This is a genomic window from Gluconacetobacter sacchari, assembly GCF_014174255.1.
GTDB classification, from domain to species: Bacteria; Pseudomonadota; Alphaproteobacteria; order Acetobacterales; family Acetobacteraceae; genus Gluconacetobacter; species Gluconacetobacter sacchari.
In genome coordinates, this window is record NZ_JABEQJ010000001.1 from 208,592 (window position 1) to 234,612 (window position 26,021).

The 26,021-nt window shown below is 68.2% G+C and carries 29 protein-coding genes and 1 other RNA gene; 17 read left to right on the forward strand and 13 right to left on the reverse strand.

What is annotated here, in order from left to right:
* Positions 1-79 precede the first annotated feature (79 nt).
* Positions 80-724, reverse strand: coding sequence for a hypothetical protein (locus HLH48_RS00950; RefSeq protein WP_182995621.1), 645 nt, complete (start codon positions 722-724; stop codon positions 80-82).
* A gap of 263 nt (positions 725-987) precedes the next feature.
* On the opposite strand from HLH48_RS00950, the gene HLH48_RS00955 reads away from it, so the two are divergent.
* A complete protein-coding gene (locus tag HLH48_RS00955) occupies positions 988-1,596 on the forward strand; it encodes a recombinase family protein (protein WP_182995622.1) in 609 nt (202 codons plus the stop codon).
* Between the two features lie 31 nt (positions 1,597-1,627).
* Here HLH48_RS00955 and HLH48_RS00960 read toward each other — a convergent pair whose 3' ends face one another.
* Complete coding sequence (locus HLH48_RS00960; RefSeq protein ID WP_343065385.1) at positions 1,628-3,433, reverse strand: FUSC family protein; 1,806 nt, start codon at positions 3,431-3,433, stop codon at positions 1,628-1,630.
* A 175-nt stretch (positions 3,434-3,608) separates the two neighbouring features.
* Here HLH48_RS00960 and HLH48_RS00965 point away from each other — a divergent pair, with 175 nt between their 5' ends.
* Both HLH48_RS00965 and HLH48_RS00970 read left to right on the forward strand, forming a co-directional pair.
* Positions 3,609-4,319 carry a TetR/AcrR family transcriptional regulator gene (locus tag HLH48_RS00965; protein ID WP_182995624.1) on the forward strand — a complete coding sequence of 237 codons (711 nt, stop codon included), beginning with the start codon at positions 3,609-3,611 and terminating at the stop codon, positions 4,317-4,319.
* Entirely contained in the window at positions 4,316-5,230 is a 915-nt protein-coding gene (locus HLH48_RS00970; protein WP_182995625.1) for an SDR family oxidoreductase, read from the forward strand. The genes HLH48_RS00965 and HLH48_RS00970 overlap by 4 nt, the downstream gene beginning before the upstream one ends.
* A 15-nt stretch (positions 5,231-5,245) precedes the next feature.
* Here the strand turns inward: HLH48_RS00970 and HLH48_RS00975 are convergent, their stop codons facing one another.
* Both HLH48_RS00975 and HLH48_RS00980 read right to left on the reverse strand, forming a co-directional pair.
* Positions 5,246-6,148 carry a LysR family transcriptional regulator gene (locus tag HLH48_RS00975; RefSeq protein WP_182995626.1) on the reverse strand — a complete coding sequence of 301 codons (903 nt, stop codon included), beginning with the start codon at positions 6,146-6,148 and terminating at the stop codon, positions 5,246-5,248.
* Positions 6,149-6,383: 235 nt separating this feature from the next.
* Positions 6,384-7,193 carry an NADPH-dependent F420 reductase gene (locus HLH48_RS00980; protein ID WP_182995627.1) on the reverse strand — a complete coding sequence of 270 codons (810 nt, stop codon included), beginning with the start codon at positions 7,191-7,193 and terminating at the stop codon, positions 6,384-6,386.
* 104 nt (positions 7,194-7,297) lie between these two features.
* On the opposite strand from HLH48_RS00980, the gene HLH48_RS00985 reads away from it, so the two are divergent.
* From HLH48_RS00985 to HLH48_RS01005, 5 genes are all read left to right on the forward strand, one after another.
* Positions 7,298-7,666 (forward strand): winged helix-turn-helix transcriptional regulator, encoded by a 369-nt coding sequence (locus tag HLH48_RS00985; protein ID WP_182995628.1) that lies wholly within the window; start codon positions 7,298-7,300, stop codon positions 7,664-7,666.
* Positions 7,667-8,005: 339 nt separating this feature from the next.
* Positions 8,006-8,317, forward strand: a complete 312-nt coding sequence (locus HLH48_RS00990) for a DUF2946 domain-containing protein (protein ID WP_182995629.1) — start codon at positions 8,006-8,008, stop codon at positions 8,315-8,317.
* A 291-nt stretch (positions 8,318-8,608) separates the two neighbouring features.
* On the forward strand, positions 8,609-9,067 hold the full coding sequence (locus tag HLH48_RS00995) for a DUF2946 domain-containing protein (RefSeq protein WP_220794942.1): 459 nt from the start codon (positions 8,609-8,611) through the stop codon (positions 9,065-9,067).
* Positions 9,068-9,163: 96 nt separating this feature from the next.
* Positions 9,164-11,359 (forward strand): TonB-dependent siderophore receptor, encoded by a 2,196-nt coding sequence (locus tag HLH48_RS01000; protein WP_182995630.1) that lies wholly within the window; start codon positions 9,164-9,166, stop codon positions 11,357-11,359.
* Between the two features lie 161 nt (positions 11,360-11,520).
* Positions 11,521-12,276 (forward strand): alpha/beta hydrolase, encoded by a 756-nt coding sequence (locus tag HLH48_RS01005; RefSeq protein ID WP_220794943.1) that lies wholly within the window; start codon positions 11,521-11,523, stop codon positions 12,274-12,276.
* A 37-nt stretch (positions 12,277-12,313) separates the two neighbouring features.
* On the opposite strand, the gene HLH48_RS01010 is transcribed toward HLH48_RS01005, so the two are convergent.
* The 5 genes from HLH48_RS01010 to HLH48_RS01030 form a co-directional block, all read right to left on the reverse strand.
* Positions 12,314-13,129: a TIGR00282 family metallophosphoesterase gene (locus tag HLH48_RS01010; protein ID WP_182995632.1), complete on the reverse strand. Its 816-nt coding sequence runs from the start codon at positions 13,127-13,129 to the stop codon at positions 12,314-12,316.
* A 145-nt stretch (positions 13,130-13,274) separates the two neighbouring features.
* Positions 13,275-13,865, reverse strand: coding sequence for a 5-formyltetrahydrofolate cyclo-ligase (locus HLH48_RS01015; RefSeq protein ID WP_182995633.1), 591 nt, complete (start codon positions 13,863-13,865; stop codon positions 13,275-13,277).
* A non-coding RNA gene (gene ssrS / locus HLH48_RS01020) (6S RNA) lies at positions 13,852-14,008 on the reverse strand. The genes HLH48_RS01015 and ssrS overlap by 14 nt, the downstream gene beginning before the upstream one ends.
* Positions 14,009-14,018: 10 nt before the next feature.
* Positions 14,019-14,360: a cell division protein ZapA gene (locus HLH48_RS01025; protein ID WP_182995634.1), complete on the reverse strand. Its 342-nt coding sequence runs from the start codon at positions 14,358-14,360 to the stop codon at positions 14,019-14,021.
* A gap of 3 nt (positions 14,361-14,363) precedes the next feature.
* Positions 14,364-14,591 carry a hypothetical protein gene (locus HLH48_RS01030; RefSeq protein WP_246386706.1) on the reverse strand — a complete coding sequence of 76 codons (228 nt, stop codon included), beginning with the start codon at positions 14,589-14,591 and terminating at the stop codon, positions 14,364-14,366.
* Between the two features lie 99 nt (positions 14,592-14,690).
* Between HLH48_RS01030 and HLH48_RS01035 the strand changes: the two genes are divergently transcribed.
* Together HLH48_RS01035 and thiE are read left to right on the forward strand one after the other, a co-directional pair.
* A complete protein-coding gene (locus HLH48_RS01035; RefSeq protein ID WP_246386623.1) occupies positions 14,691-15,128 on the forward strand; it encodes a hypothetical protein in 438 nt (145 codons plus the stop codon).
* A 42-nt stretch (positions 15,129-15,170) separates the two neighbouring features.
* Positions 15,171-15,797: a thiamine phosphate synthase gene (thiE, locus tag HLH48_RS01040; protein WP_182995636.1), complete on the forward strand. Its 627-nt coding sequence runs from the start codon at positions 15,171-15,173 to the stop codon at positions 15,795-15,797.
* A gap of 13 nt (positions 15,798-15,810) precedes the next feature.
* Here thiE and HLH48_RS01045 read toward each other — a convergent pair whose 3' ends face one another.
* The 3 genes from HLH48_RS01045 to epmA form a co-directional block, all read right to left on the reverse strand.
* Entirely contained in the window at positions 15,811-16,461 is a 651-nt protein-coding gene (locus tag HLH48_RS01045) for a fasciclin domain-containing protein (RefSeq protein WP_182995637.1), read from the reverse strand.
* Between the two features lie 64 nt (positions 16,462-16,525).
* Complete coding sequence (locus HLH48_RS01050; protein ID WP_182995638.1) at positions 16,526-16,948, reverse strand: hypothetical protein; 423 nt, start codon at positions 16,946-16,948, stop codon at positions 16,526-16,528.
* 94 nt (positions 16,949-17,042) lie between these two features.
* Positions 17,043-18,071, reverse strand: a complete 1,029-nt coding sequence (gene epmA / locus HLH48_RS01055; protein WP_182995639.1) for an EF-P lysine aminoacylase EpmA — start codon at positions 18,069-18,071, stop codon at positions 17,043-17,045.
* Between the two features lie 47 nt (positions 18,072-18,118).
* On the opposite strand from epmA, the gene HLH48_RS01060 reads away from it, so the two are divergent.
* The 7 genes from HLH48_RS01060 (at position 18,119) to HLH48_RS01090 (ending at position 24,971) form a co-directional block, all read left to right on the forward strand.
* A complete protein-coding gene (locus tag HLH48_RS01060) occupies positions 18,119-19,228 on the forward strand; it encodes a lysine-2,3-aminomutase-like protein (protein WP_182995640.1) in 1,110 nt (369 codons plus the stop codon).
* 40 nt (positions 19,229-19,268) lie between these two features.
* Positions 19,269-19,835 carry an elongation factor P gene (efp, locus tag HLH48_RS01065; RefSeq protein ID WP_114726285.1) on the forward strand — a complete coding sequence of 189 codons (567 nt, stop codon included), beginning with the start codon at positions 19,269-19,271 and terminating at the stop codon, positions 19,833-19,835.
* 57 nt (positions 19,836-19,892) lie between these two features.
* The gene (locus HLH48_RS01070; protein WP_182995776.1) at positions 19,893-20,723 is read left to right on the forward strand and encodes an inositol monophosphatase family protein; all 831 of its coding nucleotides are present in this window, start codon (positions 19,893-19,895) and stop codon (positions 20,721-20,723) included.
* Positions 20,724-20,788: 65 nt separating this feature from the next.
* Positions 20,789-21,595 (forward strand): OmpA family protein, encoded by an 807-nt coding sequence (locus HLH48_RS01075; protein ID WP_246386625.1) that lies wholly within the window; start codon positions 20,789-20,791, stop codon positions 21,593-21,595.
* On the forward strand, positions 21,592-22,677 hold the full coding sequence (locus HLH48_RS01080) for a flagellar motor protein MotA (protein WP_182995641.1): 1,086 nt from the start codon (positions 21,592-21,594) through the stop codon (positions 22,675-22,677). The genes HLH48_RS01075 and HLH48_RS01080 overlap by 4 nt, the downstream gene beginning before the upstream one ends.
* Before the next feature lie 27 nt (positions 22,678-22,704).
* On the forward strand, positions 22,705-23,676 hold the full coding sequence (locus HLH48_RS01085) for a peptidoglycan -binding protein (RefSeq protein WP_182995642.1): 972 nt from the start codon (positions 22,705-22,707) through the stop codon (positions 23,674-23,676).
* A complete protein-coding gene (locus HLH48_RS01090; protein WP_182995643.1) occupies positions 23,676-24,971 on the forward strand; it encodes a lipopolysaccharide biosynthesis protein in 1,296 nt (431 codons plus the stop codon). Before HLH48_RS01085 ends, HLH48_RS01090 begins: the two co-directional genes overlap by 1 nt.
* Positions 24,972-24,981: 10 nt before the next feature.
* Here HLH48_RS01090 and HLH48_RS01095 read toward each other — a convergent pair whose 3' ends face one another.
* Positions 24,982-25,980, reverse strand: coding sequence for a radical SAM protein (locus HLH48_RS01095; RefSeq protein ID WP_182995644.1), 999 nt, complete (start codon positions 25,978-25,980; stop codon positions 24,982-24,984).
* Positions 25,981-26,021 lie beyond the last annotated feature (41 nt).

A 26,021-nucleotide genomic window follows, 5' to 3' on the forward strand; every position in this document is an offset into this window, starting at 1 on the left:
CAGGCAATCGGCCGCCATTGACGCGCGAAGCAAGGCGGCGTGGATAAGGCGGGCGGATTCATGGGCGTTCCGCCTCCCGTCAATGGGAGGACAGGCTGGCCGAAGCGGAAGCGGGGATCCGTGTCGGGTCGGGTTTCCAGACAAGCGTCACGCTCTCCCCCGCATCGGGGAGCACCGTCATGGAACGGGAACGACCGTCTCCGTCCTTCGACAAAAAAAAGAACGCGCCACCATGCACCTGGATATAGAATATATCTGATGCGGAATCACAATCCGAAGTAAAAACATAAATAAAACATTTATTTGTATACTCGTCGCATTCAATACGTACCCGGAAAATCTTTTTCAATACGATTTTCAGATAAAAATCATGCTCCTCGTCCGGTATGATATTAAGAAAAGCAATAGAGCCCGAGAAATTCATGAAATCGACAGTAAGACAATCGCACAATCGCCTGATCCAGATATTGGCGCACCCCTGATATCCCGCATCGTCGGACAGGATGTCCATCGATCCGCCATCCAGCACGATTCGGCACATGTTTTCCAAAACGAGCTGCCAGATCCGGACCGTCAGATGCACGCCGCGACCGACCGCGAGCACCGCCTCGTCCGGTTCGCCCGCCCCACATGGCGGCGGAATTATTTTATCAATGATATCAGGTCCATATCGACCAGAAAGCAGCAGAACCTCATACTCCGGCGACAGGTCGGCACCCGGCACAGGAGTCTCAAAAGGTGTAACTTTTGATTAAGAAACATCTAAATCCGGGTAGAAGTTCCCATCCAGGTATCATACGGTTCGATCTGACGAAAATAAAGAAAATGTTGGACATTATGCTGAATTTATCAAGAATAAATAGAGGCATTAGAAGAGATGGCAAAAGTTACACCTTATGCAACACATTTATGTGAGAATAGAACTCGGTGCGAAATCTCCAATCGCGTCTTTTTTTATAAATTTTTCAAAAGGTCGTGACTCTGAACATGATTATTGGATATGCGCGTGTCAGCAGCGAAGACCAGAACCTCGCGGTGCAGATACAGGCCCTGCAACAGGCCGGTTGCGCCATGATCTTCAAGGAAAAACTCTCGGGCGCGTCCACCCGGCGCCCCGCGCTGCAACGCCTGCTCCGTACGGCCGGCCATGACGACATCATCGTCGTCATGCGCCTGGACCGGCTGGCGCGCTCCACGCGCGACCTGCTCGACATCGTGGAAAAGCTGAAGCAGAACGGGGCAGGATTCAAATCGATCCAGGAACCGTGGGCGGATACGACGTCGCCCGCCGGCCGCCTGATCCTCACCATTTTCGCGGGCATCGCGGAATTCGACCGTGCCCTGATCCGCGACCGGACGGCGGCCGGACGAAAGCTCGCGCGCGAACGCGGCGTCCATATGGGCCGCCCGCGCAAATTGTCGAATGCCCAGATCACCGCGATCCAGGCCATGATGCGCAACAAGACGGCCGATGCGCGCCATGTCGCCCACACTTACAAGATCCACCGCAGCACGGTCTATCGCATCGTCAACGCCGCGCGCGGCGGCGCGGACTATCTCGAACAGGCACGCCCCGCGCGACCGGCGGAGGCCTGAGCGGGCGCGCGCCACGGCAACGCCACGGTCCTCACGCCACCGCCATCCCATCGGCCCGGCCGCGCCGCGTCATGGCCTGGAGCGCGATCGCGAGTTCGCCGCCCGTGGCCGACTGCGTGTCGACCCGCCGCAACACCCCCGGCACCAGCGCTGGCGCCCGCGCCGGATCGCGCGCCCATGCGCGCAGGAACACCGCCAGCCGCCGCGCGCCCCCCGCGGCAAGCGGGCCGCCGGCCATGGCCTCGCGCAACTCGATCACGCACATGCCCTGCACGGTCATTTCCATATGGGCGGCGAAATACGCGAACAGCCGCGCCTGCGGAAGGTCGCGCCCGGTGCGGACGGCACGGACCATGCTGTCCGCGTTCGTCATCAGCCAGTCGTGGGCCGAGGGCAGGCGCCGTGCGGTGGCCAGGCCGACGGCCCGCCGCTCCGCCCAGGCGATCGTGCGCCGCAGATGCTCGTCGGGCCGGAAGGGCAGCACCAGGCGGAACATGGCGCCGGCGAAGAACACCGCCGCCAGAAACGCCATCGTCCCGTTCAGGAAGGCGCTTTCATCGTATCGCCCGCCATTGGACGGCCCGATCAGGACCGGCAGGAACATGTTGAAGGAAAAAGCCTGGTTGACCAGACGCGGCGTCCGCGCGGCCAGGCCGCCGATCACCATCGGCACCAGCAGACAGGCCGCCAGCACCTCGGGCGCCGTCGCCATCGGTATCACCAGCAGCACATAGCCGGCCGCGACGACGGCACAGCCCATCGCGCCACGGGCAAAGCCGGCCGACGCCAGCGCCGGCACGTCCCGCGTCGCCAGCAAGCCATAGACCAGCACGACATAGGCGATGAAGCCGCTTCCCGACGGCCACGCGGTGACATGCCAGGCCAGCGCCGCGCCCAGCACGCCCACCGCCACCCGCGCGCCGTTGCGCGCGCCCTGCGTGGCCTGCCGGACCGAGCGGGTGCGGAAGCGGAAGCGATCCCCGGCACGCGGAGCGGCGAGGGCATCGATGTGGCGGGCGCCGGCCTCCAGCGTCTCGCGCACGGTATGCCACCGCGCGCCGGCCCGGACGCGCGCCACGGCGGCCAGCAGTTCGGCGAGGGCGGCGCGGGCATGATCGGCCGCGCGCCCGGCACCCGGTCCCATTTCCAGCACATCGAACTCGACCCGGCCGGACGCGGCCATGATCTCCGCCAGCAACCCGCTTTCCGCCGCCGGGGCGGGCGCCGCCGCCTGCCAGCCCGCCAGCATGCGCCCGGCGGTCGCCGACACGCCGCGCAGCCGCGCCAGCAAGGCCGCCCCCGCCCGCTCGCGCAGGCCGGGAGAACACAGCATGGCCAGCACGCTCTCGCAGAGAATACCCAGCGCGATATAGGTCCCCCGCGCCATGGCGATAAAGAACGCATCATCGGGCGCGGCGATGCCGTCGGTGGCGACGATGGCCGCGGTAAAACTGGCGACCAGAAAACCGTAACTGCGATACCCGTCCAGAAACGTGGCCAGGCCGCAGCACAGCCCCGCCCACAGCGCGAGACAGAGAAAGAACAGCCCCGCCTCCTGCGGAAAGGTGGCGATCAGCGCCACACCCACGCAGCACCCCGCCACGGTGCCCGCCAGCCGCCAGCGCGCTTTGGAAAAGGATTCCCCGCGCGAGGCCGTGGCCACCGTCCAGACGGTCAGCGGCGCCCATTGCGGGCTGCCCAGTTCCATCGCCATCGCGATCAGCAACGACAGGATGGCCGCGCAGGCCGTCCGCAGCGCGAACCCCAGGTCCGCCCACGACGGCGCGAACAGCCAGCCCCACCGCCCCTCGCCCCCGCACGCCTCCACCCGCCGCACTCCCCTTTTCCGGCGGCGGACAGTGGCGGCGGCCGCACGCCGCGTCCAAGTCATTCTCCTGATCGGTCCATAAAGGCCGCTTATGAAAGAGGGGACGAGCCGCCCGCCGCCGCGCGGCGCAAAAGCCCTTGAATGTTAGTAAGTACTCACTTATAAATCTCCCCAAGGAGAAGCCATGCCCCCCCATCCATCAAGACTGTCCGCCACCGACCGCCGGAACGCGATCCTGGCGGCGGCCGCCCCGATTTTCGCCCGGCTCGGACGAGAGGGCGCGACGACGAAGGAAATCGCCAGGGCGGCGGGCGTCTCCGAAGCCCTGCTATACCGGCATTTCACCGGCAAGGAGGCGCTCTACGCGGCGCTCGAACGCCATTGCGTCGAGGCGAATACGGTCGGCGACCGTCTCCTTGCCTCGGCACCGCCATCGACGGCGACACTGGTCACGGGCGTCGCCGTGCTGGTGCAGGCGGTCTTTCCCGGCATCGGCCCGGCACGCACCCATGACGACACCAAGCGCCTCGTCACAGCCAGCCTCCTGGGCGACGGCCGGTTCGCGAAAGCCTTCCTCGACCGGCATGTGAAACCGTGGACCGGCATTTTCGCGCAATCGTTTCAAGCCGCCCGGATCGCTGGCGATGTCGAGGACGGCGTCGAGATCGGCAGCGCGGACATCTGGTTCGTTCACCACCTGGCGAACACGCTGCATCTCATCAGCCTGCCTGGCATCGAGGTCGTCGAATACGGCGTCCCGCGCGAGAAGCTGGTCGAAAAGACGGTCCATTTCCTGCTGCGCGGGCTGGGACTCAGGCAGGCGGCCATAGACCGGCATTACGACCCGAACACACTCAGGACGATCTTTGCATCGATGGAGCGGCACCAACCATGAATCCGATCGAAAAAATCGCCGTCATCGGCGCGACGGGCCGGCTCGGCGCGCCGGTCGCGACCGAACTCGCGAAGCATTTCGACGTCCGGGCGATTGTCCGCTCGCCCGACAAGGCCGCAAGGATGCTGCCGCCCCACGTCGAAATCGTCCAGGGAGATCTGCGGGACATTCCAAGCCTGCGCGCCGCCCTCGCCGGGATGGACGCCATCTACCTCAATCTCGCCACCGAAACGGCGGATCCGGGCCTTCCCTTTTACGAAGAGCGGGACGGCGTGCGGAACCTGATGACCGCCGCAACGGGGCTGGGCATCCGCTATATCGCCAAGATCGGCGCGCTCGGCGCCTATCCTCCGGCACTGGAAAACATCCGGAACAACATGGTGCCGAACCTGATCCGGATGGAAGGACACAGGATCATCGCGGACTCCGGCATTCCGCACAGTTTTTTCGCGCCGACCCATTTCATGGAACTGCTGCCGAACATGATCGACGGGCGGGCGCTGCAATGGATCGGCAATACCCGGGTCAAGGTCTATTGGGTCTCCGTCGCCGACTACGCGCGGCTGGTGGTCGGGGCGTTTCAAAATCCCGCGGCGATGCCGGAGCATTGTCCGGTCCAGGGGCCGGAGGCCCTATCCGTCCGGCAGGCCATGGAGCAGTTCGTCCGGCATTACGATCCGACGCTCAAAATTCGCGTGGCGCCCCTCTGGGTGATCAGGCTGATCGGCCTCTTCAACCCCAAGATGAAATTCGTCGCCCATCTGTTCGCGTATTTCGGCAACCACGAGGACCCGTTCTACGCCGAGAAAACCTGGAAGGACCTGGGCAGGCCGACAGTCACCCTCAGGATGTTTTCCGAATCGCTGCGCCGGACCCGACCCACCGCCCGAAGGGCCGCGGCATCGCGCTGAAGGAACACTCCGCCGTCACACGCGCAACACATCGGTCAGCACCAGCCCGCGCGCCACATGCCAGCACCGCGCCATCAGCGCGCTGGTCATGGGCTGCCGCACCCGCGCCAGCCCGACCGCCGGCGTCGGCGACGGGTCAAGCCGCCGGAACTGGAACGGCACGCCGCCAGTGCGCGACGGCAGCGCCGCCACCGGCAGGATCGACGCCAGGCGCCCCACGCGCAGTTCCGCATGCAGCAGTTCCAGCGCGTTGGTCTCGAACCGTACATCCGGCTGGCCGCCCGCCTCGGCGAAACACCGGTCGATCACCTGCCGGCTGCGCATCGAACGATCCAGCAGACACAGCGGCAGCCCCGCCGCGTCGCGCCACGAACACCGGGCACGCCCCGGCAGCGCGATCCCCGGGCCACCGACCAGCACCTGCTGCTCGACATAGAGTTCATGCGCCTCGAACGGCCCGCCAGCCGGCAACTGGTCGAGATAGACGATGCCCAGGCCGAAACGCTGTTCGGACAGCCCGCGCAGAACATCGTCATGCGCCGCGACGGTCAGTTCCAGATGCAGCGCCGGGATCGCGGCACGCAGGCTTTCCATCAGCAGCGGCGCCAGTTGCTGCGCCGGCGGCATGACGCCGATGGCCAGGCTGCCGCCCGCGACCTCATGGGCAAAGTCCGCCTCCTGGCGCAAGCCATCCAGCGCGGCCAGGCTCTGCCGCGCCCAGGCCAGCACCCGCTCGCCCTCCGGCGTCAGGCCCAGCACCCTCTGCCGGCGCCGGACGATGGTCACGCCCAGCTCATGCTCCAGTTGCCGGATCGCCGCCGACAGCGCGGGCTGCGACACCCCGCAATGTTCCGCCGCGCGCGAGAAATGCCGAAACCGATCGAGCGCGACGAGATAGGTCAACTGCCGGAGAAACACGCCGCCCGCCCTTCCTGCCTCACATCGTCCCACTTCCTCACGGAAAATCCGGACACCGGCAAGCACGCATCGTCCTTACGCGGTGAAGAAACCGCCGAACCTCATCGCGCGGGCCACCCTTCTCACCCTGCCGTTCCTGCCGCCGTCGGCGTCGTCCCCCCCCGGTGATCGCCCTGAGATCCTCGGTCTGGTCGGTCACCGGGCCGCATGCACCGCAGGAAGGTTTTCGGGATCATCACGCACGACCGCGCATCAGGGTAACACCCAGCCTGAACACAGCCATCCAGCTTGCAGGGCGCGATCTGTCGAGCCCGACAAAAAACCGCGCAATACGCACCAGGTCGTCCGGCGGATAGTCGGCCGGCAATTTCGCCATCAGGCGTGCGCCCCGATCGCGATTGCGGATAGCCGCCTGCCGATCGGCGCGACGGAGCAGCCCCGGCAGTTCCGCAAGGCTCGGGTCGGTGCAATAAGCCGGCTGCCCCGGCTGCTGACGCCACGAACCCTCAATCGCTCCCGCGTCGTAAGGATCGAACCCCAGCGCGTCGACGATCGTCATGATCACCCCCCGGGCGGCAGGATCGTCCCCGGCGACCGGCAACGCGATGCGCCCGTCGCCGGCAGGCGGCCTGCCCTGACGGGGCAGGCGGTCGGCGATGATGTTGTTGAACGCCTTGACGACGGGCCGCCCCAATTGCCGGGCCACCCAGACCGATTCCACCTGCCCGGCTTCGACGGCCGCGATGTGCCCATCCCGGAGCGGATAGTAATTGCTGGCATCCACGACGATTGCCGCGCTCGACAGGCCGGTCATGACCTCAGCCGGAATCCGCGGCAACCGGCCGAAGGGAATGGCCACGATCAGGACATCCGCGCCCGCCGATATGTCCAGGAGATCGCACGCCGTGGCACCCGTGCGCCGGGCAAAGTCGGTCAGGCTGCCCCGTCCCCGGGAATTGGCGACCGCGACCTCGTACCCCGCGCGCGCAAGCGTCGTAGCCAGCGCTTCGCCCACGTGTCCGGCCCCGATGATGGCAATCCGCATGGCTATGGTTCCGTTTCATAACTCTTGATCGTCATGAAACTATACCCAAGGATGCACGCCACAAGACGGCACCTCGCCGTGCCTCGGTTACCCGGAGAGAACTCATGGCCAAATCCCCCGTGCCGGCGTCCTGTAGCGAACACGGCGTCATGACCAGCCTGGGTGATAAATGGACGATCCTGGTCATCCTGCAACTTGCGCGAGCGCCGGAGCCCCGCCAGCGGTTTTCCCGCCTCCGCCGGGATGTAGCCGGAATTTCGCAACGCATGCTGACGGTGACGCTCCGGATGCTCGAGCGGCACGGGCTTGTCGTCCGTCATTATCACGCTGAAGTCCCACCGCGCGTGGAATATGAATTGAGTCCGATGGGCGCCAGCCTGGTGCCGGCGCTCGAGACCTTTGCCGCGTGGATCGCAACCCATTGGGACGCGATGATGCAGGCGCGCGACGATTATGACGTTCAGGAACCGTAGGCCCCCCTGCGGGACGGGCCACCGCGCCACGGATGTCGTCGCCAGAAGGAGGACGCCCGTTCATGCGCGTTCACGGTATGCCCATCCGTGCGCGCAGCGGCTGGTTTTGGACGAGCCGCGCAAAACATGCCATCAAGGCTCTCCCGGCCGCCAGAATGAACTGATCGGCTCGTTCGATAAAAGGGGCCAGCTTTTTCGATGTCGTCGGGCTCGGCTGCATGCGATCGGTGGAGCGGCTGGATACGTCAGGCGTATCTGGTCCTCGTCGCATGCACCCTGATCGGACTCCTCGGCCAACTGACGGTGCAGAGTCGCGCACTGCCGGGCGAAATGCCGCGGATGACGCTCGAACGCCTGACCGGGCTGCACATCGGCCCGTCCGCATGCGCTGACGCCCAGGCCGCTTCGATGTGTACGGACATGCCCGGCATGGGCCATTCGTCCGCCCCGCATCGCCATGACGACGGCTACTGTCCCCTGTGCCCGTTGCTCCACCTGCCGGTCGTGGTTCTGGCGCTCGGGCTTGCCGTTCTGCTGGCATGCCTGCGAGTCCGCTACAGCCTCTCTCGCCCCGCGGAACTCTGTCTTCGCCTCGCCAATTCCATCGGCCGGGCGCGTCCCCCATCCACCGGGCCGCCGATCCTCCCGTGACACCGTAAACCGGCTATTCCGCTCGCCCCCAAGGGGCCCGATCGTCCGATCACGTCACGGAACAACAACCATGTCTTCCATACCAGGCCGACGCGCCCTGCGCGCCGGCCCGCCCCTGCTTGCCCTGGCCCGGGGCTGCGCCCACGCGCATGCTCCGACGAACGCGGCCCAATCGCCGAAGCTGGAAAAACAGGCGTCGTCTCCAACCGGCGCACGCCCGGTATTCTCCATGGCGCTCACGGCTTCCCGGCAGTGGCCTGGTCCGACACACGCCGCCGGATGACCGGATCGATGCGCGCGGCCCGCCATCGCATTTCATCGCCTGGCCGTCGCCTGGCCCACGCGCTGCGCGGCGTCGTGGTGCTGGCGACGCTGTTGGGCCTGCTGGGGCAACTCGCCCTGCAAAGCCAGGCACGACTGGATGAAATGCCGCGCGCGACATTCGAGCGGCTGACAGGGCTGCATATCGGCTTCCCGTCGCGTGAGGCCCATGCCCATGCGATGCGCGCGGATATGCCGGACATGTCGATGGGCGACATGCCCGGTCCGCATCGTCACCACGACGGCGGATACTGCCCACTCTGCCCGCTGCTGCATTTGCCGAGCATCGTGCTGGCAACTCCGTTCATGGCGATATCCGTGGCGGTTCGCGTTGATCGCACCCGGCACGTTCTACCGCCTGCCCATGCCCCACCCTCCGCGCGCGGCATCCGGTTACCGCCGCCGACGGGGCCGCCCTTCACCGCCTGAGTCATCGCCACCGCCCGATAACAGGATGGCGCGTCCCAGAACAGGGGCACGCCAGTACCGTCGGGCTGTCTTCCGCCTCGGATCCGGATCTCTTTCATGAAACATGTCATCAGTCTCCGTGCGTCCGGCGCATGGGTGCTCGCCTGCGGCTGCGCCCTCGCCACCCTGGGTCACGGCCCGGCCGCCATCGCCGCCGAAACATCGAACGCCGCATCGAAAAAGGCGGCGACATCCAAAAAAAGTGCCGATGAGACGACAGGCGTCCAGACACGGAACTGGTCTGGAGAGACGCTCACGGTAAAAGGCAAGCGCCTCAGCTACACCGCACCGACCTCCTTCGCCGCAACGCGCACCGATACGCCGCTCATTCAGGTTCCCCAGTCAGTCGAGGTGATCACCCGCACGCTCATCCAGGAACAGGACAGTCACGCGCTGAGCGCCGCCCTGGTCAATGTCTCGGGCATCACGCCCACCCGAAGCGACGCGATCCTGTTCGTTCCTCCGATCGTGCGGGGATTCCCCGCCGAAATCTATCTCGACGGTCTGCCGATCTTCGCAGGCAACCAGCAGGCCTTCGCCCCCAACGCGCTGGTGGGGGTCGAGCGCATCGAGGTTCTCAAAGGGCCGAGCGCCACGTTGTACGGCGGCGGCCTGGGCACGCCGCTTGGCGGGATCATCGACATCGAATCCGAACGGCCGGATGACAGGACGGGTGGCTATGTGGCGATGCGCGGGGGCAGTTATGCCACCCTGAACCCGTATGGCGACGTCAACCTGACGCTCTCACCAAGGGTTTCCGTCCGTCTCGCCGGCGAGTACCAGAGTTATGAAAGCTGGATCGACAAGGTCCATGGCAGGCAATGGTCGATCCAGCCCAGCCTGCTGTACGAGATCGATGACGAGACGGATCTTGTTGTGCGTGGCCAGTTCAACGACCGGCGAAACCTCGAATATTCCGGCCTCCCGGCTGACGAGGCCCTTGCGGGCAAACTCGATCGTCATGCCTTTCCCGGCTCACCGATCAACCAGCCCGAGACGCATAACGAAAACCGCATGGGCTCGGTCGCCCTGCATCACGCGTTTAGCGACCGCGCAAAGCTGACCGTTACCGGCCGCTATTACGACAACACCGTGCATGAATATGGCAGTTTCGTCGATCCGGACCTGTTTCCGACCGATGCCTCCGCCCCCACTGTCTACAATGTGTTGCCGATCCTGATGCACGATCGCACGCGGGAAGCCACCTTCGATGCCAATCTCGCGGCCAGGCTGCATCTCCTGGGCGGCACCCATCAGCTTCTTGGCGGCATCGATTATGATAGGACGGGCTTCTACAGTGCCATGGGCTTCGGCGTCAGCGACACGCCCTCCGGCACGATCGACCTCGCCAACCCGCTCTACGCCCTGCGCTACACGCCGCAGCTTCCGGTCAATTCCTACACCAATGACCATTATGAGACCTATGCCGTCTACGCGCAGGACCAGGCGACGTACGGTCGCCTGCATGTGACGGGAGGCCTGCGCTTCACCGCGCTCAAATTCCACGAAGTGAGCGATTACGGCGTGGCGAACAAGGCGACATATTCTCACATATCGCCCCGGATCGGGGCGACGTTCGACATCGTGCCGGGCGTTGCGCTCTATGCGGGCTATGCGACGGCATTCAGGGCGCCGTTCGGATTTGTCGGGCTGGCGGCGCCGAGGCCCGAGACCTCCCGTAACGTCGAGGTCGGCGTGAAGACGGCGCTACCCGGCACCGGCCTTTCGGGCACGATCGGGCTGTTCCGCCAGACGCATGACAATGTTGCCGTCTCCGACATGAACAATGTGGGATATTATGTGCAGAGCGGGCGGCAGCGCGCGCAGGGGGTGGAGGCCGACATTGTCTGGGAGCCCGCACCGGCCTTCTCCCTGCTTGCCAATTACGCCTGCACGGACACAAGGGACGACGGCGTGTCCCCCGGAGACCGGATCGCGCGCGTGCCGAAGAGCAGCGGGCGCGTCGCCGCGCGCTATCGGCTGTTGCACGGCTGGGCGGAGGGCCTGTCCTTCGGGGCGGGAGTGACCGCCTATACCTCGCGGCAACTGACGCTCCCCAACACCATCGCCGTTCCCGGATATGCCGTGATCGATGCACAGGCCGCCTACACGGTCGATCGGTACACCCTTGGCGTTTCCATCGTGAATCTTGGCAACAGGAAAGCCTGGGACCCCTATTCCTACCTGGGCAATCCGGTCGTCGCCCCCATTCAGCCGCTCTCGGCATATGTCACGCTCAAGGTCCGGCTCTGATCATGATCGATCTCCTGAAACCGCTGGCCAGGCTGGCATCCCTTGGTCTCGCCACGCTGCCGCTCTGCGCGGCCGCCCAGGCTCCGGGAGCCGCAACGGTGGTGCCGCTCCATGCCGAAGGCGCTCCCGCCCCGCTCGACGTTCCGGAAACGCACGCCAGGGTGGGTGAAGCGGGCGAGACCATGATTTTCAATGTCAGTCGCCCCACGCTGGCATTGTTTCGCCCGTCCCCCGGCCGGGCAAACGGCGCCGCGGTGATCATCGCGCCGGGGGGCGGCTTTGTCGGCCTCGCTTATGAAACCGAAGGAATCGCGGTGGCGCGCAGGCTGGCGGAACGCGGCGTGACAGCCCTGGTACTGAAATATCGCACGATCCGCAGCCCCGATGACGCGATGCATATGCCTCCCGTCCATATGAAGGAGATGCAAACGATCACGGACCGGGCGAGGAGCGGCCTACCCGATGAACTGCCCCCCTTCGCTGGCGAGCCACATGCAATGGAGGATGGCGCGCGCGCCATCCTCCTCGTGCGTCAACACGCGAAAGAATGGGGCGTCGATCCCGGACGGGTGGGCTTCATCGGCTTCTCTTCAGGAGCCTTTGTCGCGGCGGACCTGGCGATCGGCGACAAGTCCACCCGACCGTCCTTTGTCGGCCTGCTCTATGGCGGATTGCGCACCCCCGTTCCCCCCGGGGCGTCACCCGCCTTCATCGCCGCCGCAGCCGATGACGCCTACATGCCCGACGACGGCGTGCGGCTCTATGCGGCATGGCGCAAGGCGGGCGCCGCGGCGGAACTTCATCTCTACGAGCATGGCGGCCACGGGTTTGCCCTGAAACCGAAAGGAACGACGAGCGACCACTGGTTCGACGCGTTCCTCTGGTGGATGCAGGCCAGGGGTTTTTTGAGACGATAGGGGAAATGACGTACGCGATCCCCCTTGCGCGCCGAACTCAGAAGTCCGGCATCGTCGGGGCCAGCAATCCCCCCATCCGCAGCGGCGCCATGCGCCGCGCCAGCCCGGTGGCGTCATCGGTCTCCACCATCATGCCCGCCACGGTCGCCACCCCTTCGGCCGGTTGCAGCCGCTCGCCGGGCATGCGCCGCAGGAAGCGCGCGATGGCGGCCTCCTTGCCCATGCCGATCACGCTGTCATAATCGCCGCACATGCCCGCATCGGTCTGGTACGCGGTGCCGCCGGGCAGGATGCGATGGTCGGCCGTCGGCGTATGGGTATGCGTCCCCACCACCAGCGACGCCCTGCCATCCAGCACATGCCCCATCGCCCATTTCTCGCTCGACGCCTCGGCGTGGATATCCACCACCACCGCCTGCACCGTCACACCCAGCCGATGCCGCGCCATGATGTCGGCCACGGCGCGGAACGGATCGTCCAGCGCCTCCATGAACTGCCGCCCCATGACGTTGATCACCAGCGCGCGCCGCCCGTCCACCAGTTCCACCATCGCGCTGCCCTGCCCCGGCGTCCCGGGCGGATAATTGGCCGGGCGGATAATGCGCGGCTCGGCATCGATCTGGCCGATCAGGTCCTTGCGGTCCCACGCATGGTTGCCCAGCGTCACGACATCGACGCCGGCCGCGAACAGCTCCCGGGCGATGGGCAGCGACAGGCCGAACCCGTGGCTGGCATTCTCGCCGTTCACCACCACCAGATCCAGGCGCAGGTCCCGCCGCAGGGTGGGCACCACCTCCATCACCGTCTCGCGCCCCGTGCGGCCGACAATGTCGCCCAGAAACAAGATCCGCACCCGTTCTTCCTTCTTCCGTCTTCTTTTTCTGATGAAAAAGAAGCAAAAAGACTTTCACCCGTTCAGGATCATCGCGTGCCCCAGGCACAGGATTTCCGAACGACTCAAAGCTTTCTGGTTCTTTTTTTCAAAAAAGAACAACCCGTCACACCAGAATCACGTCCCGCTCCGTCAGGATGACCGGCAGCGGAACGTCATACACCCCCACCGGCACCGCCGGCACTTCCTGCGCCGACAGGCCATAGCCCACCGCCGGCACGCCGGGCAGTTCGGCCAGCGTGCGGTCGTAATAGCCGCCCCCATATCCCAGCCGGAACCCCCGCCTGTCAAAACCCAGCAGCGGCACGAACACCAGGTCGGGCCGCGCCATGGCGCCGTCGGGGTAGAGCGTGCCGAAGCGCCCCGGCCGCATCTCCGCATCGGGGCGCCACCGGCGAAAGCACAGGGGCAGGCCGCGCGGCGGCGTCTCCGGCAGCAGCACGCCATAGCCGCCTTCATGCAGCCCGGCGCACAACCCGCGCAGATCGACCTCGCCGGGCAACGGCCACACGGCGGCCACGTCGGCACCGGGCGGCAGCACGGCGCGGACATGCGCCGCCATGCGCCGGCACAGCGCCGCGATCGCGGCCGGCGACGGCGGGGCCGCGCGCAGGGCGCGCAACCGCTCGCGCAGGTCGGCCTTGGCCGCGACCAGCGCGGGAGGGTCGGATGGAGGGGGATTGTGCGGAGCCGCCATGGCCGTTGGTCTTTCAGCCCTCCCGGACCTGCTCACGCAGGTGGGCGCCAGATAACATGACCAGGATCACGCCAGAGCCAGCTCCCTAAGGAAGTGCTTATCGGCCCAGGGGTTGAGTTGCCTGACGAACCGGGCAGCCCCGCACCCCTCAACTTAGGGATGTTCGAGCGCCGCCGCAATGCTTTCGGCCCGTTCGACCAGCAAGGCCAACTGGTCGCGCCGCCGCTCGTTCTCGACGCGCGCCTGCCGCCCTTCGGCCAGTTGGCGGGCGGTATCCTCGGGCATCTTCTCGGCCGACAGGTCGTGGATCTCGTCGGCCATCAGCAGCGCCGCCAGGGCCAGGATCCGGGCCTCGCCGCTCTGCCCGCCGATGGCGCGGATATGCTCGATCCGGCGCTCGACCTCCAGCGCCATGGCCTGGAGATGGCGTTCCTGCCCGTCCTTGCAGCCGACGACATAGGCATAGCCGTTGATGCGAACCGTGACCTGCGCCATGGCTCAGCCCTCCTCCATCCCGTCGCTTTCCTCATCCGGCCCCAGCACGTCCCGCACGCGGGCGATCAGGGCATCGATATTGGCCGCCAGCGTCTGGAGGTCGGGGCCCGAGGCCGCTTCATGCCGGCGGTCCAGCGCGAAGGCGATACGGTTCAATGCCTGCTCCAGGCGGTCAGCGGGCTCGGTCGCCCCCCAGCCCGCCGGGCTGTCCGATGCTTCAGCGTGCCCCACGGTCGTCATTCCCGTCGCTCGACGTCTCGGTATCGGCCGGCAACCCCAACCGAAACTCACTCTTGAACTGATCGCCCGCGCGCGGTTCAACGTCAAGCGATGATCCACTCTCCCCTCCCGGCACGCGTCTTCGCCGTCGCCTCGGCGGCGGAGATCCGCGCCGTCCTGGCCGCGCTGGCCGCGCACGGCGCGGCCGACAGGCCCGCCTGCGCCCTGCTGTCGCCGGCGGGGGCGGGGTGTCTCATGGGCCCGGCGTGGTGGCGGGCCGTGCTGGCCGAAACCGGGGCCATCCTCCCCGCCTACCTCGATTGCGGCGCGGCGGCGGGCCGCGCGGCCGAGGCCCTGGGGCTGGGCCTGCGCCACATCGTGCTGCATGGCGACGGTCCCCAGGCGGCGACCATCCACCTGCTGGCCCGCACGCTGGGCGCGACCTGCCTCGCCGCCCCCCCGCCCCATTGCGTGGTGGGCCCCGTCCCCGTGCCCGCCCGCCTGCGGGCATACCTGTCCGGCACGGACACGCCACCCACCGCTCCCTGACCCCCTGTCGCCGCGCCGCGCGGCGTCGTATGGTCGCGGACGATGTATGATTGTCAGCTTTATCTCGTCACCCCTCCGGTGCCGGACCCGGCCGCGTTCGCGCCGGACCTGGCACGCGCCCTTGATGCCGGGCCGGTCGCCGCCGTCCAGTTGCGCCTCAAGGACGTACCCGACGATACGATCCTCCGCGCGATCGACATCCTGCGCCCGGTGGCGCAGGAGCGCGACGTCGCCTTCATCCTCAACGACCGGCCCGACCTGGCCCGGCGCGGCGGCTGCGACGGCGCGCATGTCGGCGGCGACGACATGGACGCCGCCGCCGCCCGCACCCTGCTGGGCGACGCGCTGCAACTGGGCGTGTCGTGCTACGACAGCCGCGACCAGGCGATGCGCGCGGGCGAGGCCGGGGCGGATTACGTCGCCTTCGGCGCGTTCTTTCCCTCGACCTCCAAGGAAACCGACATCCGCGCCCCCGTGGAACTGCTGGAATGGTGGAGCGCGATGATGGAACTGCCGGTGGTGGCGATCGGCGGCATCACGGCGGAAAATTGCGGCCCGCTGGTGCGCGCGGGGGCGGACTTCCTGGCGGTGATCAGCGCCGTCTGGTCCCACCCCGAAGGTCCGGCCGCCGGCGTCCGCGCGATGAACCAGGCGATCGCCGCCGCCTGAGCCGGACCGGCGATCAGGCCGGCGCCAGCAGCGAACGGGTCAGATACAGCACGCCGTTCGATTGCACCATGCCGTCGATCCACACCGGCGCGCGCTGTCCCGCGCCATCGGACAACACCAGCCGGCCCGCCGGATCGCGCTCCAGCAGCACGACCCCGCCATCGACCGTCGGCAGCCGGATCGGCTTGCCCGGCGCCTGGGCGGCCAGTCGACTCAGCCGCGCGGCCGGATAGGCCCCGCGCACGATGCTGTAGGCCAGCGTCCGGCGCAGCACCGCCGGCGCGGGCATCCCTCCGCGCGCGAACCGTTCCATCGGCAGGTTGGGCACGGCGAAAACAGTGAACGGCCCCGGCTGGCGCAACACCGCCATCAGCCCGGCCAGATCCAGCGCACGGGTATAGTCGGCCAGTTCGACGCTGGCCCGCAGGGTCTCGTTCAGCGGCCGGTCGCGATAGACCGGCGTATCCGGCGCGCCATAGGCCACCCGGCTGTCCGGCCGCCCCTGGTCCGTCGCCGGCAGGTAGCTATGTTCGACGGAAACGGTCGGGATGCCGGCGGCCCGGCTGTCGGCCCGCACCAGCAGCGGGTCCTGCCGCGCCGCCGGCGCGCAGGCCACGGCCAGGCAGGCCAGCAGGCAAGTCACCAGAATGCGCGCCGCCCTCATGCCCCCTCCTTTCGGGGGCGACCGGCGGCCGCCCCGTCCTCACGCCCGCCTCAGCGGGCCGCGATCAGCATCCGTCGCCGCGCATCGTCCAGCCCGATACCCGGCCGGCAATGACTTCGAAGGTCGTCTGGCAGGTGCTGGTATAGACGGTGCCGCCCATGCCACCACCCCAGCCGCCCCAGCCACCGCCCCAGCCTCCCCAGCCGCCGCCCCAGCCACCACCCCAGCCGCCGCCCCAGCCCGGGCCGCCGCCCCAACCCCAGCCCCAGCCACCGCCGGGCGAATAGTTGGTTTCGCTGTCGATATAGGCCAGGAAGGTGTGGCCCTGGGCCTCGTACGAGCGGGTGGGCACCCCGAAGGTGCGGATCACGTCGACCTCCCCCTGCCCGACCATCGAGTTGAGCAGCTTCCGCTGCTCGGGAGAGGGAACCTCGCACGCCGTCAGGGCGAGCAGGGCAGCCAGCGGTAGGAGCGAGAGGTATTTCATGGTCCGATTACCGATCTACAGGGTAAAATTTATCATGACGTTAACGTAGCATAGTGGCCATGGCAGACGAATTGGGTATGAAATTACAAATATTTCAACCCATCCACAGAATATCGTCCAGCCGCCGCGTCCCCGCCGCCAGCATGACCAGCCGGTCGAACCCCAGCGCGATCCCCGCGCAGGGCGGCAGATGCGCCAACGCCGCAAGCAGCGATTCGTCCATCGGCCAGTCCAGGCCCGGCGGCGTGCCGTACAGCGCCGCCCGCCGGGCGCGATCGGCCACGAAGCGCCGGCGCTGCTCGACCGGGTCGGTCAGTTCCTCGAACGCATTGGCCAGTTCCATGCCGGCGGCATAAAGCTCGAAACGCAGCGCGGTGCGCGGGTCGGCCGGGTCCCGGCGGGCCAATGCCGCCTGGCTGGCCGGCCAATGGGTCAGGAACGTCGGCCGATCGCGGCCGATCGCCGGTTCCACGCGCTCCATCAGCAGGCGAAAGAACAGATCCTCCCACGTCTCGCCGTCACGCGGGGCGCATCCCGCCGCCGCCGCCAGCGCGGCGACATCCCCTTCGGTCGGCAGCAGGTCCACCCCGGCATGCCGGGCGAAGGCCTCCGCCATCGTCAGGCGCTCGAACGGCCCGTCCACCCGCAGCGGCCCGGCATTCCCCGGTCCGCCGGGCCACGCGACGACCGGCGGCAGCACCGCGCGCAGCAGCGATTCGGTCTCGTCCATCAGCGCGGCCAGCCCCGCCCCGGGGCGATACCATTCCAGCATGGTGAATTCGCACGCATGCAGCGCGCTGCCTTCCTCGTTGCGCCAGACGCGGGCCAGTTGAAAGACCGGCAGCCCCGTGGCGGCGACGATCCGCTTCATGGCGAATTCCGGACTGGTATGCAGGAACAGCGCCTCGCCGGTGCCGTCATGGTGCCGCCGCTCGGTGCGGAACACTTTCAGATGCACCTCCTCGCCCGGGGTCGGCACCGCATAGGGGGTCTCGACCTCCAGATAGCCGCGCGCGTCGAAAAAGGCCCGCACGCCGCGCGCCACCAGGCCCCGCCGCCGCAGCAGCGGCAGGCGTTCCGCGATACGGTCGGGATCGGGGACCGCACCACCGCGATCGGTCATGTACGACTCCTGTTGCGGGACCAAGACCGGTCGAGTAGAGCCAGCCGATGCCCCCCTCGGTCAACCATCTCCCGGACGATTTCCTCCCCGCTCCGGGCCGCACGTTGCGCGACATCCCTTCCCTGGTCGCCGCGGGGCTGGTACCGCCGGACGCGGCCCCGGCGCTGGAAGATGTGGCCCTTCGATACGCCACCGCCATCCCCCCCGCCTTCGCCGCGCTGATCGACCGGCCGGACGACCCGATCGGCTTGCAGGTCATCCCCGACGCGGCCGAACGGACGGTGGCGCCGCACGAGCGGGCCGACCCGATCGGCGACGACGCCCTGTCGCCGGTGCCGGGCATCGTCCACCGCTATGCCGACCGCGCGCTGCTGAAACCCCTGCTGGTCTGCCCGCTCTATTGCCGCTTCTGCTTCCGGCGCGAGCATGTCGGCCCCGATGGCGGCGTGCTGGACGAGGCGGCGCTGGACCGCGCGCTGGACTGGCTGCGCGCCCACCCCGCGATCCGCGAGGTGATCCTGACCGGCGGCGACCCGCTGATGCTCTCGCCCCGCCGGCTGGGCGCGATCGTCCGCGCCCTGGACGCCATGCCCCATGTCACGACCATCCGCATCCACAGCCGCGTGCCGGTCGCCGACCCGGACCGGCTGACCGACGCGCTGGCCGACGCGATGCGGACCGACCGCGCCATGTGGCTGGTCATGCACGCCAACCACGCGCGCGAATTCACGCCCGCCGCCCGCGCGGCGCTGCGGCGCGTCCAGGCCAGGGCGATCCCGGTGCTGGGCCAGTCGGTGCTGCTGCGCGGCGTCAACGACAGCGTGGCGGCGCTGGAGGGGCTGTTCCGCGCGATGGTCGAGGCCCGGGTGAAGCCCTACTACCTGCACCAGCTCGACCCCGCCCCCGGCACCGCACGCTTCCATGTGCCGATCGCCGAGGGCCGGCGCCTGCTGGCGGGGCTGCGCGGCCGGGTGACCGGCCTGGCCTGGCCCACCTACACGCTCGACATCCCCGGCGGCCACGGCAAGGTGCCGCTGGGCCCGGACTATCTCGAAGCCGGGGAAGACGGTCCCGTGGTCCGCGATCCGGCGGGCGGGCGGCACAAACTCGCGCCGGATTCCGCGCCGAACCTTGCCCTCGGCGCCCGAGAGCGTTAGAAGCCCGCCTTCCATACCCCATAGTCAGACAGGGCCCACCATGAAACAGCAGGCGAACCTGATCCGTGCCGGACAGGTCATCGAGCACGAAGGCCGTCGCTGGACCGTCCTGAAGCAGCAGATCATCACCCCCGGCAAGGGCGGCGCCTTCATCCAGGTGGAAATGCGCGACCTCAAGACCGGCAACAAGACCAACGAGCGCTGGCGCACCGCCGACACGGTCGAACGCCTGATGACCGAGGAAAAGGAATATACCTATTCCTACATGGACGGCGACAACGTCGTGCTGATGGACCCCGAGACGTTCGAGCAGACGCTGATCCCGCTGGACCTGCTGGGCGACCAGGCACCGTTCCTGCAGGACAACATGACGCTGGTGATCAACCTGGTCGAAGGCGACCCGGTGGGCGTGCAGCTCCCCGCGCAGGTGACGCTGGAAATCGTCGAGGCCGATCCGGTGGTGAAGGGCCAGACCGCCAGCTCGTCCTACAAGCCGGCCAAGCTGTCGAACGGCGTCAAGACCATGGTACCCCCCTTCATCGAGGCCGGCGAGCGCATCGTCGTCCGCACCGAGGACGCCAGCTACGTGGAACGCGCGAAGGGCTGAGGCCCGCCGCGCATCCCCGCCCCGCTTCCCGCCAGATCAGGACCGACCGACGTGGCCATGCGACTCTCTCCCCATATGACGGTGATGCAGAACGCGGCGCAGAAAGCCGCGCGGCGCCTGCTGCGCGACTTCAACGAGGTCGAGCAGCTCCAGGTCAGCATCAAGGGCCCGGGCGATTTCGTCTCCCAGGCCGACCTGCGCGCCGAAGCCGCGATCCGCGAGGAGCTGGAGCGCGCCCGCCCCGGCTACGCCTTCCTGATGGAGGAAAGCGGCGCCTCGGGCAGTGACAACTGGACCTGGCGCTGGATCGTCGATCCGCTCGACGGCACCACCAACTTCCTGCACGGCATCCCGCACTGGGCGATCTCGATCGGCCTGCAACGCCGCCTGCCCGACGGCACGGTCGAACTGGTGGCGGGGCTGGTCTACAACCCGGCCGCCAACGAGATGTTCTGGGCCGAGAAGGGCGTGGGCGCGTACCTGAACGAGCGCCGCCTCCGCGTCTCCGCCCGCCGCGACATGCACGAGGCCCTGTTCGCCACCGGCATTCCCTTCGCCAAGGTCCCGGCGCGGCGCCGCCTGCCCTTCGCCCGCACCCTGGGCGCGCTGATGCCGCAGGTGGCGGGCATCCGCCGCTTCGGCGCGGCGGCGCTCGACCTGGCCTGGGTGGCCGCCGGCCGCTACGAGGGCTTCTGGGAACTGGGCCTGAAACCCTGGGATTGCGCCGCCGGCCTGCTGCTGGTGCGCGAGGCCGGGGGCTACGCGACCGACCCCGAGGGCGTCGAGCTGAACGACATGGGCGATTCGGTCGACATCGTGGCCGGCAACGTCCATTTGCACGGAAAATTGCGCGAACTGGTGGCCGAGAGCCTGACCGCACGGCCCTGAGCCGCCGGCGCGCCCGTTCGCATTCCGCCCCTGCCCATGGGCGTTCTGGTCTAGGCTGCCCGATCATGCCGGATATCCGTCCCGCCCACCCATCGTCCGCACGCCGCCGCCCGGCCGGGCCCCGCCCCCTGCTGGCGGCGCTGTCCCTCCTGGGCGGCCTGGCGCTGGCCCCCGCCCACGCGCAGGTCACGACCGACGACAGCGCGCTGTCGGCCCTGCCGGCGGCCGGCGCGCCGAAGCCGCGCGCCAATCGCCCCGCCCCGGCCCGGTCTCCCGCCAGGCAGGCCGCCAAACAGGCCGCCCCCACGGCACCGAAAGCCGGCGCGGCTCATCCGGCGCCACCGCCCACCATTCCCGCCGCGCCGCCGCCCCCGCCGATCATCCGTCCCCCGGTGGTCGACGTCCCGCTGCACCCTCCCGCCCCGCCGCCGGAAGTCCCGGTCAAGGCCGATGCGGTGGGCCGGGCCACCGACCTGCCGGCCGGCCTGCGCCTGACCTTCGCGCCCGGCAGCGCGGACATGAACGCGGCGATGATCGACCGGGTAAAGGGCTTCGCGGCGATCCTGATGCAGGCCCCCTATGCCCGGGCCGAGATCGACGCGACGGCATCGGGCGCGGCCGACGACGTGTCCACCCCCCGGCGCCTGTCGCTGATGCGCGGCCTGGCGGTCCGCTCGATCCTGATGCATGCCGGCATCGCCTCGACGCGGATCTATGTCCGCGCGATCGGCGTGCCGCCTCCCGGGGCAGCCCCCGGCGCCGCCCCGGCGAACGGCCCGCCGCCGGATCATGTTGACGTGACCCGGTCCGATATGGTGGCCTCTGCACCGTCCCCTTCCCCAGCCCCTTCGGAGCCGCGTCCCGCACCGTGACCCAGCCGACGACCTATCTTCTGCGTATCGTCCTGTTCCTCACGGCCGTCGTGCTGGTGGCAGGCTTCCTCGGGCCCATGCTGTATGCCGCCTTCTTCAACAACCCGGTCCTGGACGGGCTGATCCTGGCGATCCTGGCCTTCGGCATCGCGTGGAACATCCGCATGGTCCTGCGGCTGATCCCCGAGGTCCGCTGGGTGGAAACCCTGCGCCAGCCGCGCGACGGCCTGGCCCAGCCCACGCCCCCGCGCCTGCTGGCGCCGATGGCGTCGATGCTGGCCACCCGCAACCGCGCCGACCGGCTGGTCCTGTCCACGCCCGCGATGCAGTCGATGCTCGACAGCCTGTCCTCCCGCCTGGACGAGGGGCGGGAACTGTCGCGCTACATGACCGGCCTGCTGATCTTCCTGGGCCTGCTGGGCACGTTCTACGGCCTGCTCCTGACGGTCGGGTCGATCGCCGACGTGATCGGCAGCCTGTCGGTCGGCTCGGGCGACCTGAACGCGATGTTCGACCAGCTCAAGACCGGCCTGGCCAAGCCGCTGCACGGCATGGGCACCGCCTTCTCGGGCTCGATGTTCGGCCTGGCGAGCGCGCTGGTGCTGGGCTTCCTGGACCTGACGGCCGGCCAGGCGCAGAACCGCTTCTTCAACGAGCTGGAGGAATGGCTGGCCGGCCTGACCCGCATCGGCTCCGCCCTGGGCACGGGCGACGGCACCGATGCCGGCATTCCCGTCTATGTCCAGGCCCTGCTGGAACAGACGGCCGAGAACCTGGAAAAATTGCAGGCCCTGATCGCGCGCGGCGAGGAAGGGCGGCACCAGCAGCAGGCCCTCCTGGTCAGCCTGAACGACCGGATCGGCGTCATGACCGAGACGATGCGCGCCAGCCACGGCCTGATGCAGCGCATGGTCGAGGATTCGGGCCAGCAGCAGTTGCGCGGCATCGAAGCCCAGTTGACCCGCATCCTGTCGGACATGGAACAGGGCCGGACGCAGATCGCCACCGACATCCGCGGCGACCTGCGCCTGCTCACGCGCACCATCGCCGCCGCCACCCCCGCCGCCGCGCGCGCGCCCTGATCGCCCCCCGGACCCCGAGGTAACGCCATGGCACGCCGCCGCCGCCAGACCCATGCCGGGCTGGACGCCTGGCCAGGCTATGTGGACGCGCTGTCCACCCTGCTGATGGTCGTGATCTTCGTCCTGCTGGTCTTCGTGCTGGGCCAGGCCTTCCTGTCCGTGGTGCTGTCCAAGCGCCAGCAGGCGATGGAACAGTTGACCCAGCAGGTCGGCAAGCTGAACGACATGCTGGCGCTGGAACACGACCGCACCCACACGCTCCAGCTTTCGGTCGCCTCGCTGCGCGCCGCGCACGACAAGGACGTCGCGATGGAAACGTCGCTGACCGCCCAGGTGTCGCAGCTCGCGGCCGAGCGCGACACGTTGACCCAGGCCAGCCGGCAGCAGGTGGCGGCACTGGGCGCGCAGCTCGACGAACTGCGCCGCCAGCTCGGCGCCGCGATGACGATGCTCGACATCTCGCAGCAGCAGGTCCACGACCGCGATCACAAGATCGACGATCTGGGGCAGAAGCTGAACGTGGCGCTGGCCGACAAGGTCGAGCAGTTGCAGCGCTACCGGTCGGAATTCTTCGGCCGCCTGCGCGACATCCTGAAGGACCAGGACGGCGTGCAGATCGTCGGCGACCGCTTCGTGTTCCAGAGCGAGGTCCTGTTCCCGCCCGGCAGCGCCGACCTGTCGCCCAAGGGCGTGGCCGAGATCCGCACCCTGGCCCGCACCTTCCACCAGGTCTCCGGCCAGATCCCGGCCTCGATCCCCTGGATCCTGCGGGTGGACGGCCACGCCGACCGGCAGCCGATCCACAGCGCCTTCGCCAGCAACTGGGAACTCTCGTCGGCGCGCGCGATCACCGTGGTCAAGCTGCTGATCGCCGAGGGCATCAGCCCCCGCCACCTGGCCGCGACCGGCTTCGCCGATTTCCAGCCCCTGGACAGCCACGATACCCCGACGGCCTACGCCCGCAACCGGCGCATCGAATTCCGGCTGACCGATCGGTAGTGTCCTCGCATACGCACGGGCTGCTCGCCCGGATCTTTCGCAATACCGGTTACCTGCTGGGCGGCAAGGGGATGGCGGGGGTGCTGGGCTTCCTCACCACCGCGCTGGCGGTGCGGGCGCTGGGGCTGGGCGGCTACGGCACGCTGCTGCTGGTCCATGCCTGCGCCTCGTCCTGCTCGGTCGGCACGCGCTTCCAGTCCTGGCAGCCGCTGCTGCATTTCGGCAACAGCCTGTTCGCGAGCGGCGAGCGCCCGCGCTTCCAGGCCCTGCTGCGCCATTGCATCCTGCTGGACGCGCTCGGGGCGGTGGCCGGCACCGTCCTGGCGCTGGCCGGGGTCACCGTCTTCGGCCGGGCCCTCGGCTGGCAGGCCACGGCCCAGGGGCCGGCGCTGCTCTACATGACCTCGGTCCTGTTCATGAACACCTGCTGGGCGCTGGGCGTGCTGCGCCTCACCGACCGCTTCCGGCAGACCGCCCTGGCCGACCTGTCGATCAACACGACCCGCCTGGCGGGCACCCTGCTGGGCCTGGGCCTGCACTGGCATCTGGGGGGCTTCATGGCCGTCTGGTACCTGGGCACGGTCATGTCGTTCCTCGCCAATTGCGGCACGGCCTGGCGGGCGATCCGCCACGCCCCGGGCCTGCGGGGCTTCCGCCTGGCGGGCGCGGCCTGGGGCAGGGGCTTCCCGGGCATCTGGCGGCTGACCCTGTCGACCAGCGGCAACCAGGCGCTCTCGGCCCTGACCTCGCGCCTCACGGTGCTGCTGGTGGGGGCGGCGACCAACCCGGCGGCGGCGGCGGTCTACAGCGTCACCTGGCATGTCTGCGACGCCCTGGCCCAGCCCGCGCAACTGCTGACCCCGGCGCTGTATCCCGAACTGATCCGGCTGCGCGACCAGGGCGACCGGGCGGGCATGCGGCGCATCATGGGGCGCATCTTCCAGGCGCTGGGCCTCTTTTCCCTCCTCGCGCTGCTGGTGGCGGCCACGGTCGGCCCCTGGGTGTTCCAGACCCTGCTGGCGGTGCGCACGCACGACCTGGCGCTGCTGATGCTGCTGACCTCGGCGGCGATCCTGGACCTGTGGGACGTGCCGCTGGAGCCGTTTCTGGTCTCGCTGGGCTACGCCCACCGCCTGTTCACCGGCCGCATCGCCGCCACCATGCTGTGCCTGCCGGTGCTGTACGGCCTGGCGCGCCTGTGGGGGGTGGACGGCGCCGGCCTCGCGACCCTGCTGGTGGAAGCGCTGATCCTGTCCACCCGCGTGATCCCGTTCCTGCGCCTGCGCGCGCCCTGAACCGCCGCTCTCAGGCCTCGGCGGGCAACGCCGCCGGGTCGGTGGGGTGCTGGGCGCCGCGATAGCGGTCGAACATGCTCATCTGATGCACGCAGCTCAGGGTGCAGGTCGGGCTGCACGATTTCTCGGTATGATATTCGCGCTTCAGGTCCTCGTGACCATAGTCCAGCAGCGGAATCGCCGGATACCCGCGCTGCTGCGAACACCAATGCACCCGGCCATCCTCGGTCACGTACAGGTACCGGGCCCCGGCGCGGCATTTCCAGTCGTTCGGCCTGCCATGCATCAGGTTCTTCTGGAACAGCCGGTAGTTCAGCGTATGGACCAGCGAGGGCGAGATCTCGGTCACCCGCCGATAGGCCCGCATCTGCTCGTCGCTCAGCGCCTTCAGCCCGCCCTGGTGGTCGTGCAGCACGCCCACCGAATGCTGCAAGCCATAGCGCGCCGCCGTCTCGGCGATCGTCACCACGTCCTGGGTCCGCTCGCCGGTCACGCCCAGCACCGAATTCACATTGACCTTGAAGCGGGCATGCTCGGACAGCAGCGCCAGCCTGCCCTCCACCGACGACAGGCTCTTCATCGAGATGTCGTCGGGCGTGATATTGTCGATGCTTACCTGCATCCCTTGCAGGCCCGCCGCGTTCAGCCGGTCGATCCAGGCGCGCGACAGGCGGAAGCCGTTGGTGATGGTGGTGACGATCATGCCATGGTCGCGGGCCACGCGCACGATCCGGTCCAGTTCGGGATGCAGCAGCGGCTCGCCGCCGGTAAAGGTGATCGAGGCGGTGCCGAGCTTCGCCAGATGATCGACCCGCGCCTTCAGGTCCGCGAAGGGCACCGGGGCCGAGAAATCGTCATATTCGTTGCAATAGCCGCATGCCAGGTTGCAGCGCCGCGTCACCACCACCTGCGCCAGCAGCGGCGTATAGCGCGTGGCGATGGCCTTGGCCGCGAAGCGCGCCGCGGCGCCCAGGTTGCTGATGCGGCGGGCCAGGGGAATATCGTTCATCGTTGCCATATCGTCCGAGGAACCGGCGGAAACCGGAAAAG

Excerpts from the sequence above, each read along its gene's own strand:
- HLH48_RS00955 (WP_182995622.1), top strand. The coding sequence starts at position 988 with ATGATTATTGGATATGCGCGTGTCAGCAGCGAAGACCAGAACCTCGCG.
- HLH48_RS00965 (WP_182995624.1), top strand. The coding sequence starts at position 3,609 with ATGCCCCCCCATCCATCAAGACTGTCCGCCACCGACCGCCGGAACGCG.
- HLH48_RS00970 (WP_182995625.1), top strand. The coding sequence starts at position 4,316 with ATGAATCCGATCGAAAAAATCGCCGTCATCGGCGCGACGGGCCGGCTC.
- HLH48_RS00980 (WP_182995627.1), bottom strand. The coding sequence starts at position 7,193 with ATGCGGATTGCCATCATCGGGGCCGGACACGTGGGCGAAGCGCTGGCT.
- HLH48_RS00985 (WP_182995628.1), top strand. The coding sequence starts at position 7,298 with ATGGCCAAATCCCCCGTGCCGGCGTCCTGTAGCGAACACGGCGTCATG.
- HLH48_RS00990 (WP_182995629.1), top strand. The coding sequence starts at position 8,006 with ATGACGCTCGAACGCCTGACCGGGCTGCACATCGGCCCGTCCGCATGC.
- HLH48_RS00995 (WP_220794942.1), top strand. The coding sequence starts at position 8,609 with ATGCGCGCGGCCCGCCATCGCATTTCATCGCCTGGCCGTCGCCTGGCC.
- HLH48_RS01000 (WP_182995630.1), top strand. The coding sequence starts at position 9,164 with ATGAAACATGTCATCAGTCTCCGTGCGTCCGGCGCATGGGTGCTCGCC.
- HLH48_RS01015 (WP_182995633.1), bottom strand. The coding sequence starts at position 13,865 with ATGGCGGCTCCGCACAATCCCCCTCCATCCGACCCTCCCGCGCTGGTC.
- HLH48_RS01025 (WP_182995634.1), bottom strand. The coding sequence starts at position 14,360 with ATGGCGCAGGTCACGGTTCGCATCAACGGCTATGCCTATGTCGTCGGC.
- HLH48_RS01035 (WP_246386623.1), top strand. The coding sequence starts at position 14,691 with ATGATCCACTCTCCCCTCCCGGCACGCGTCTTCGCCGTCGCCTCGGCG.
- thiE (WP_182995636.1), top strand. The coding sequence starts at position 15,171 with ATGTATGATTGTCAGCTTTATCTCGTCACCCCTCCGGTGCCGGACCCG.
- HLH48_RS01045 (WP_182995637.1), bottom strand. The coding sequence starts at position 16,461 with ATGAGGGCGGCGCGCATTCTGGTGACTTGCCTGCTGGCCTGCCTGGCC.
- HLH48_RS01050 (WP_182995638.1), bottom strand. The coding sequence starts at position 16,948 with ATGAAATACCTCTCGCTCCTACCGCTGGCTGCCCTGCTCGCCCTGACG.
- epmA (WP_182995639.1), bottom strand. The coding sequence starts at position 18,071 with ATGACCGATCGCGGTGGTGCGGTCCCCGATCCCGACCGTATCGCGGAA.
- HLH48_RS01060 (WP_182995640.1), top strand. The coding sequence starts at position 18,119 with ATGCCCCCCTCGGTCAACCATCTCCCGGACGATTTCCTCCCCGCTCCG.
- efp (WP_114726285.1), top strand. The coding sequence starts at position 19,269 with ATGAAACAGCAGGCGAACCTGATCCGTGCCGGACAGGTCATCGAGCAC.
- HLH48_RS01070 (WP_182995776.1), top strand. The coding sequence starts at position 19,893 with ATGCGACTCTCTCCCCATATGACGGTGATGCAGAACGCGGCGCAGAAA.
- HLH48_RS01075 (WP_246386625.1), top strand. The coding sequence starts at position 20,789 with ATGCCGGATATCCGTCCCGCCCACCCATCGTCCGCACGCCGCCGCCCG.
- HLH48_RS01085 (WP_182995642.1), top strand. The coding sequence starts at position 22,705 with ATGGCACGCCGCCGCCGCCAGACCCATGCCGGGCTGGACGCCTGGCCA.
- HLH48_RS01095 (WP_182995644.1), bottom strand. The coding sequence starts at position 25,980 with ATGAACGATATTCCCCTGGCCCGCCGCATCAGCAACCTGGGCGCCGCG.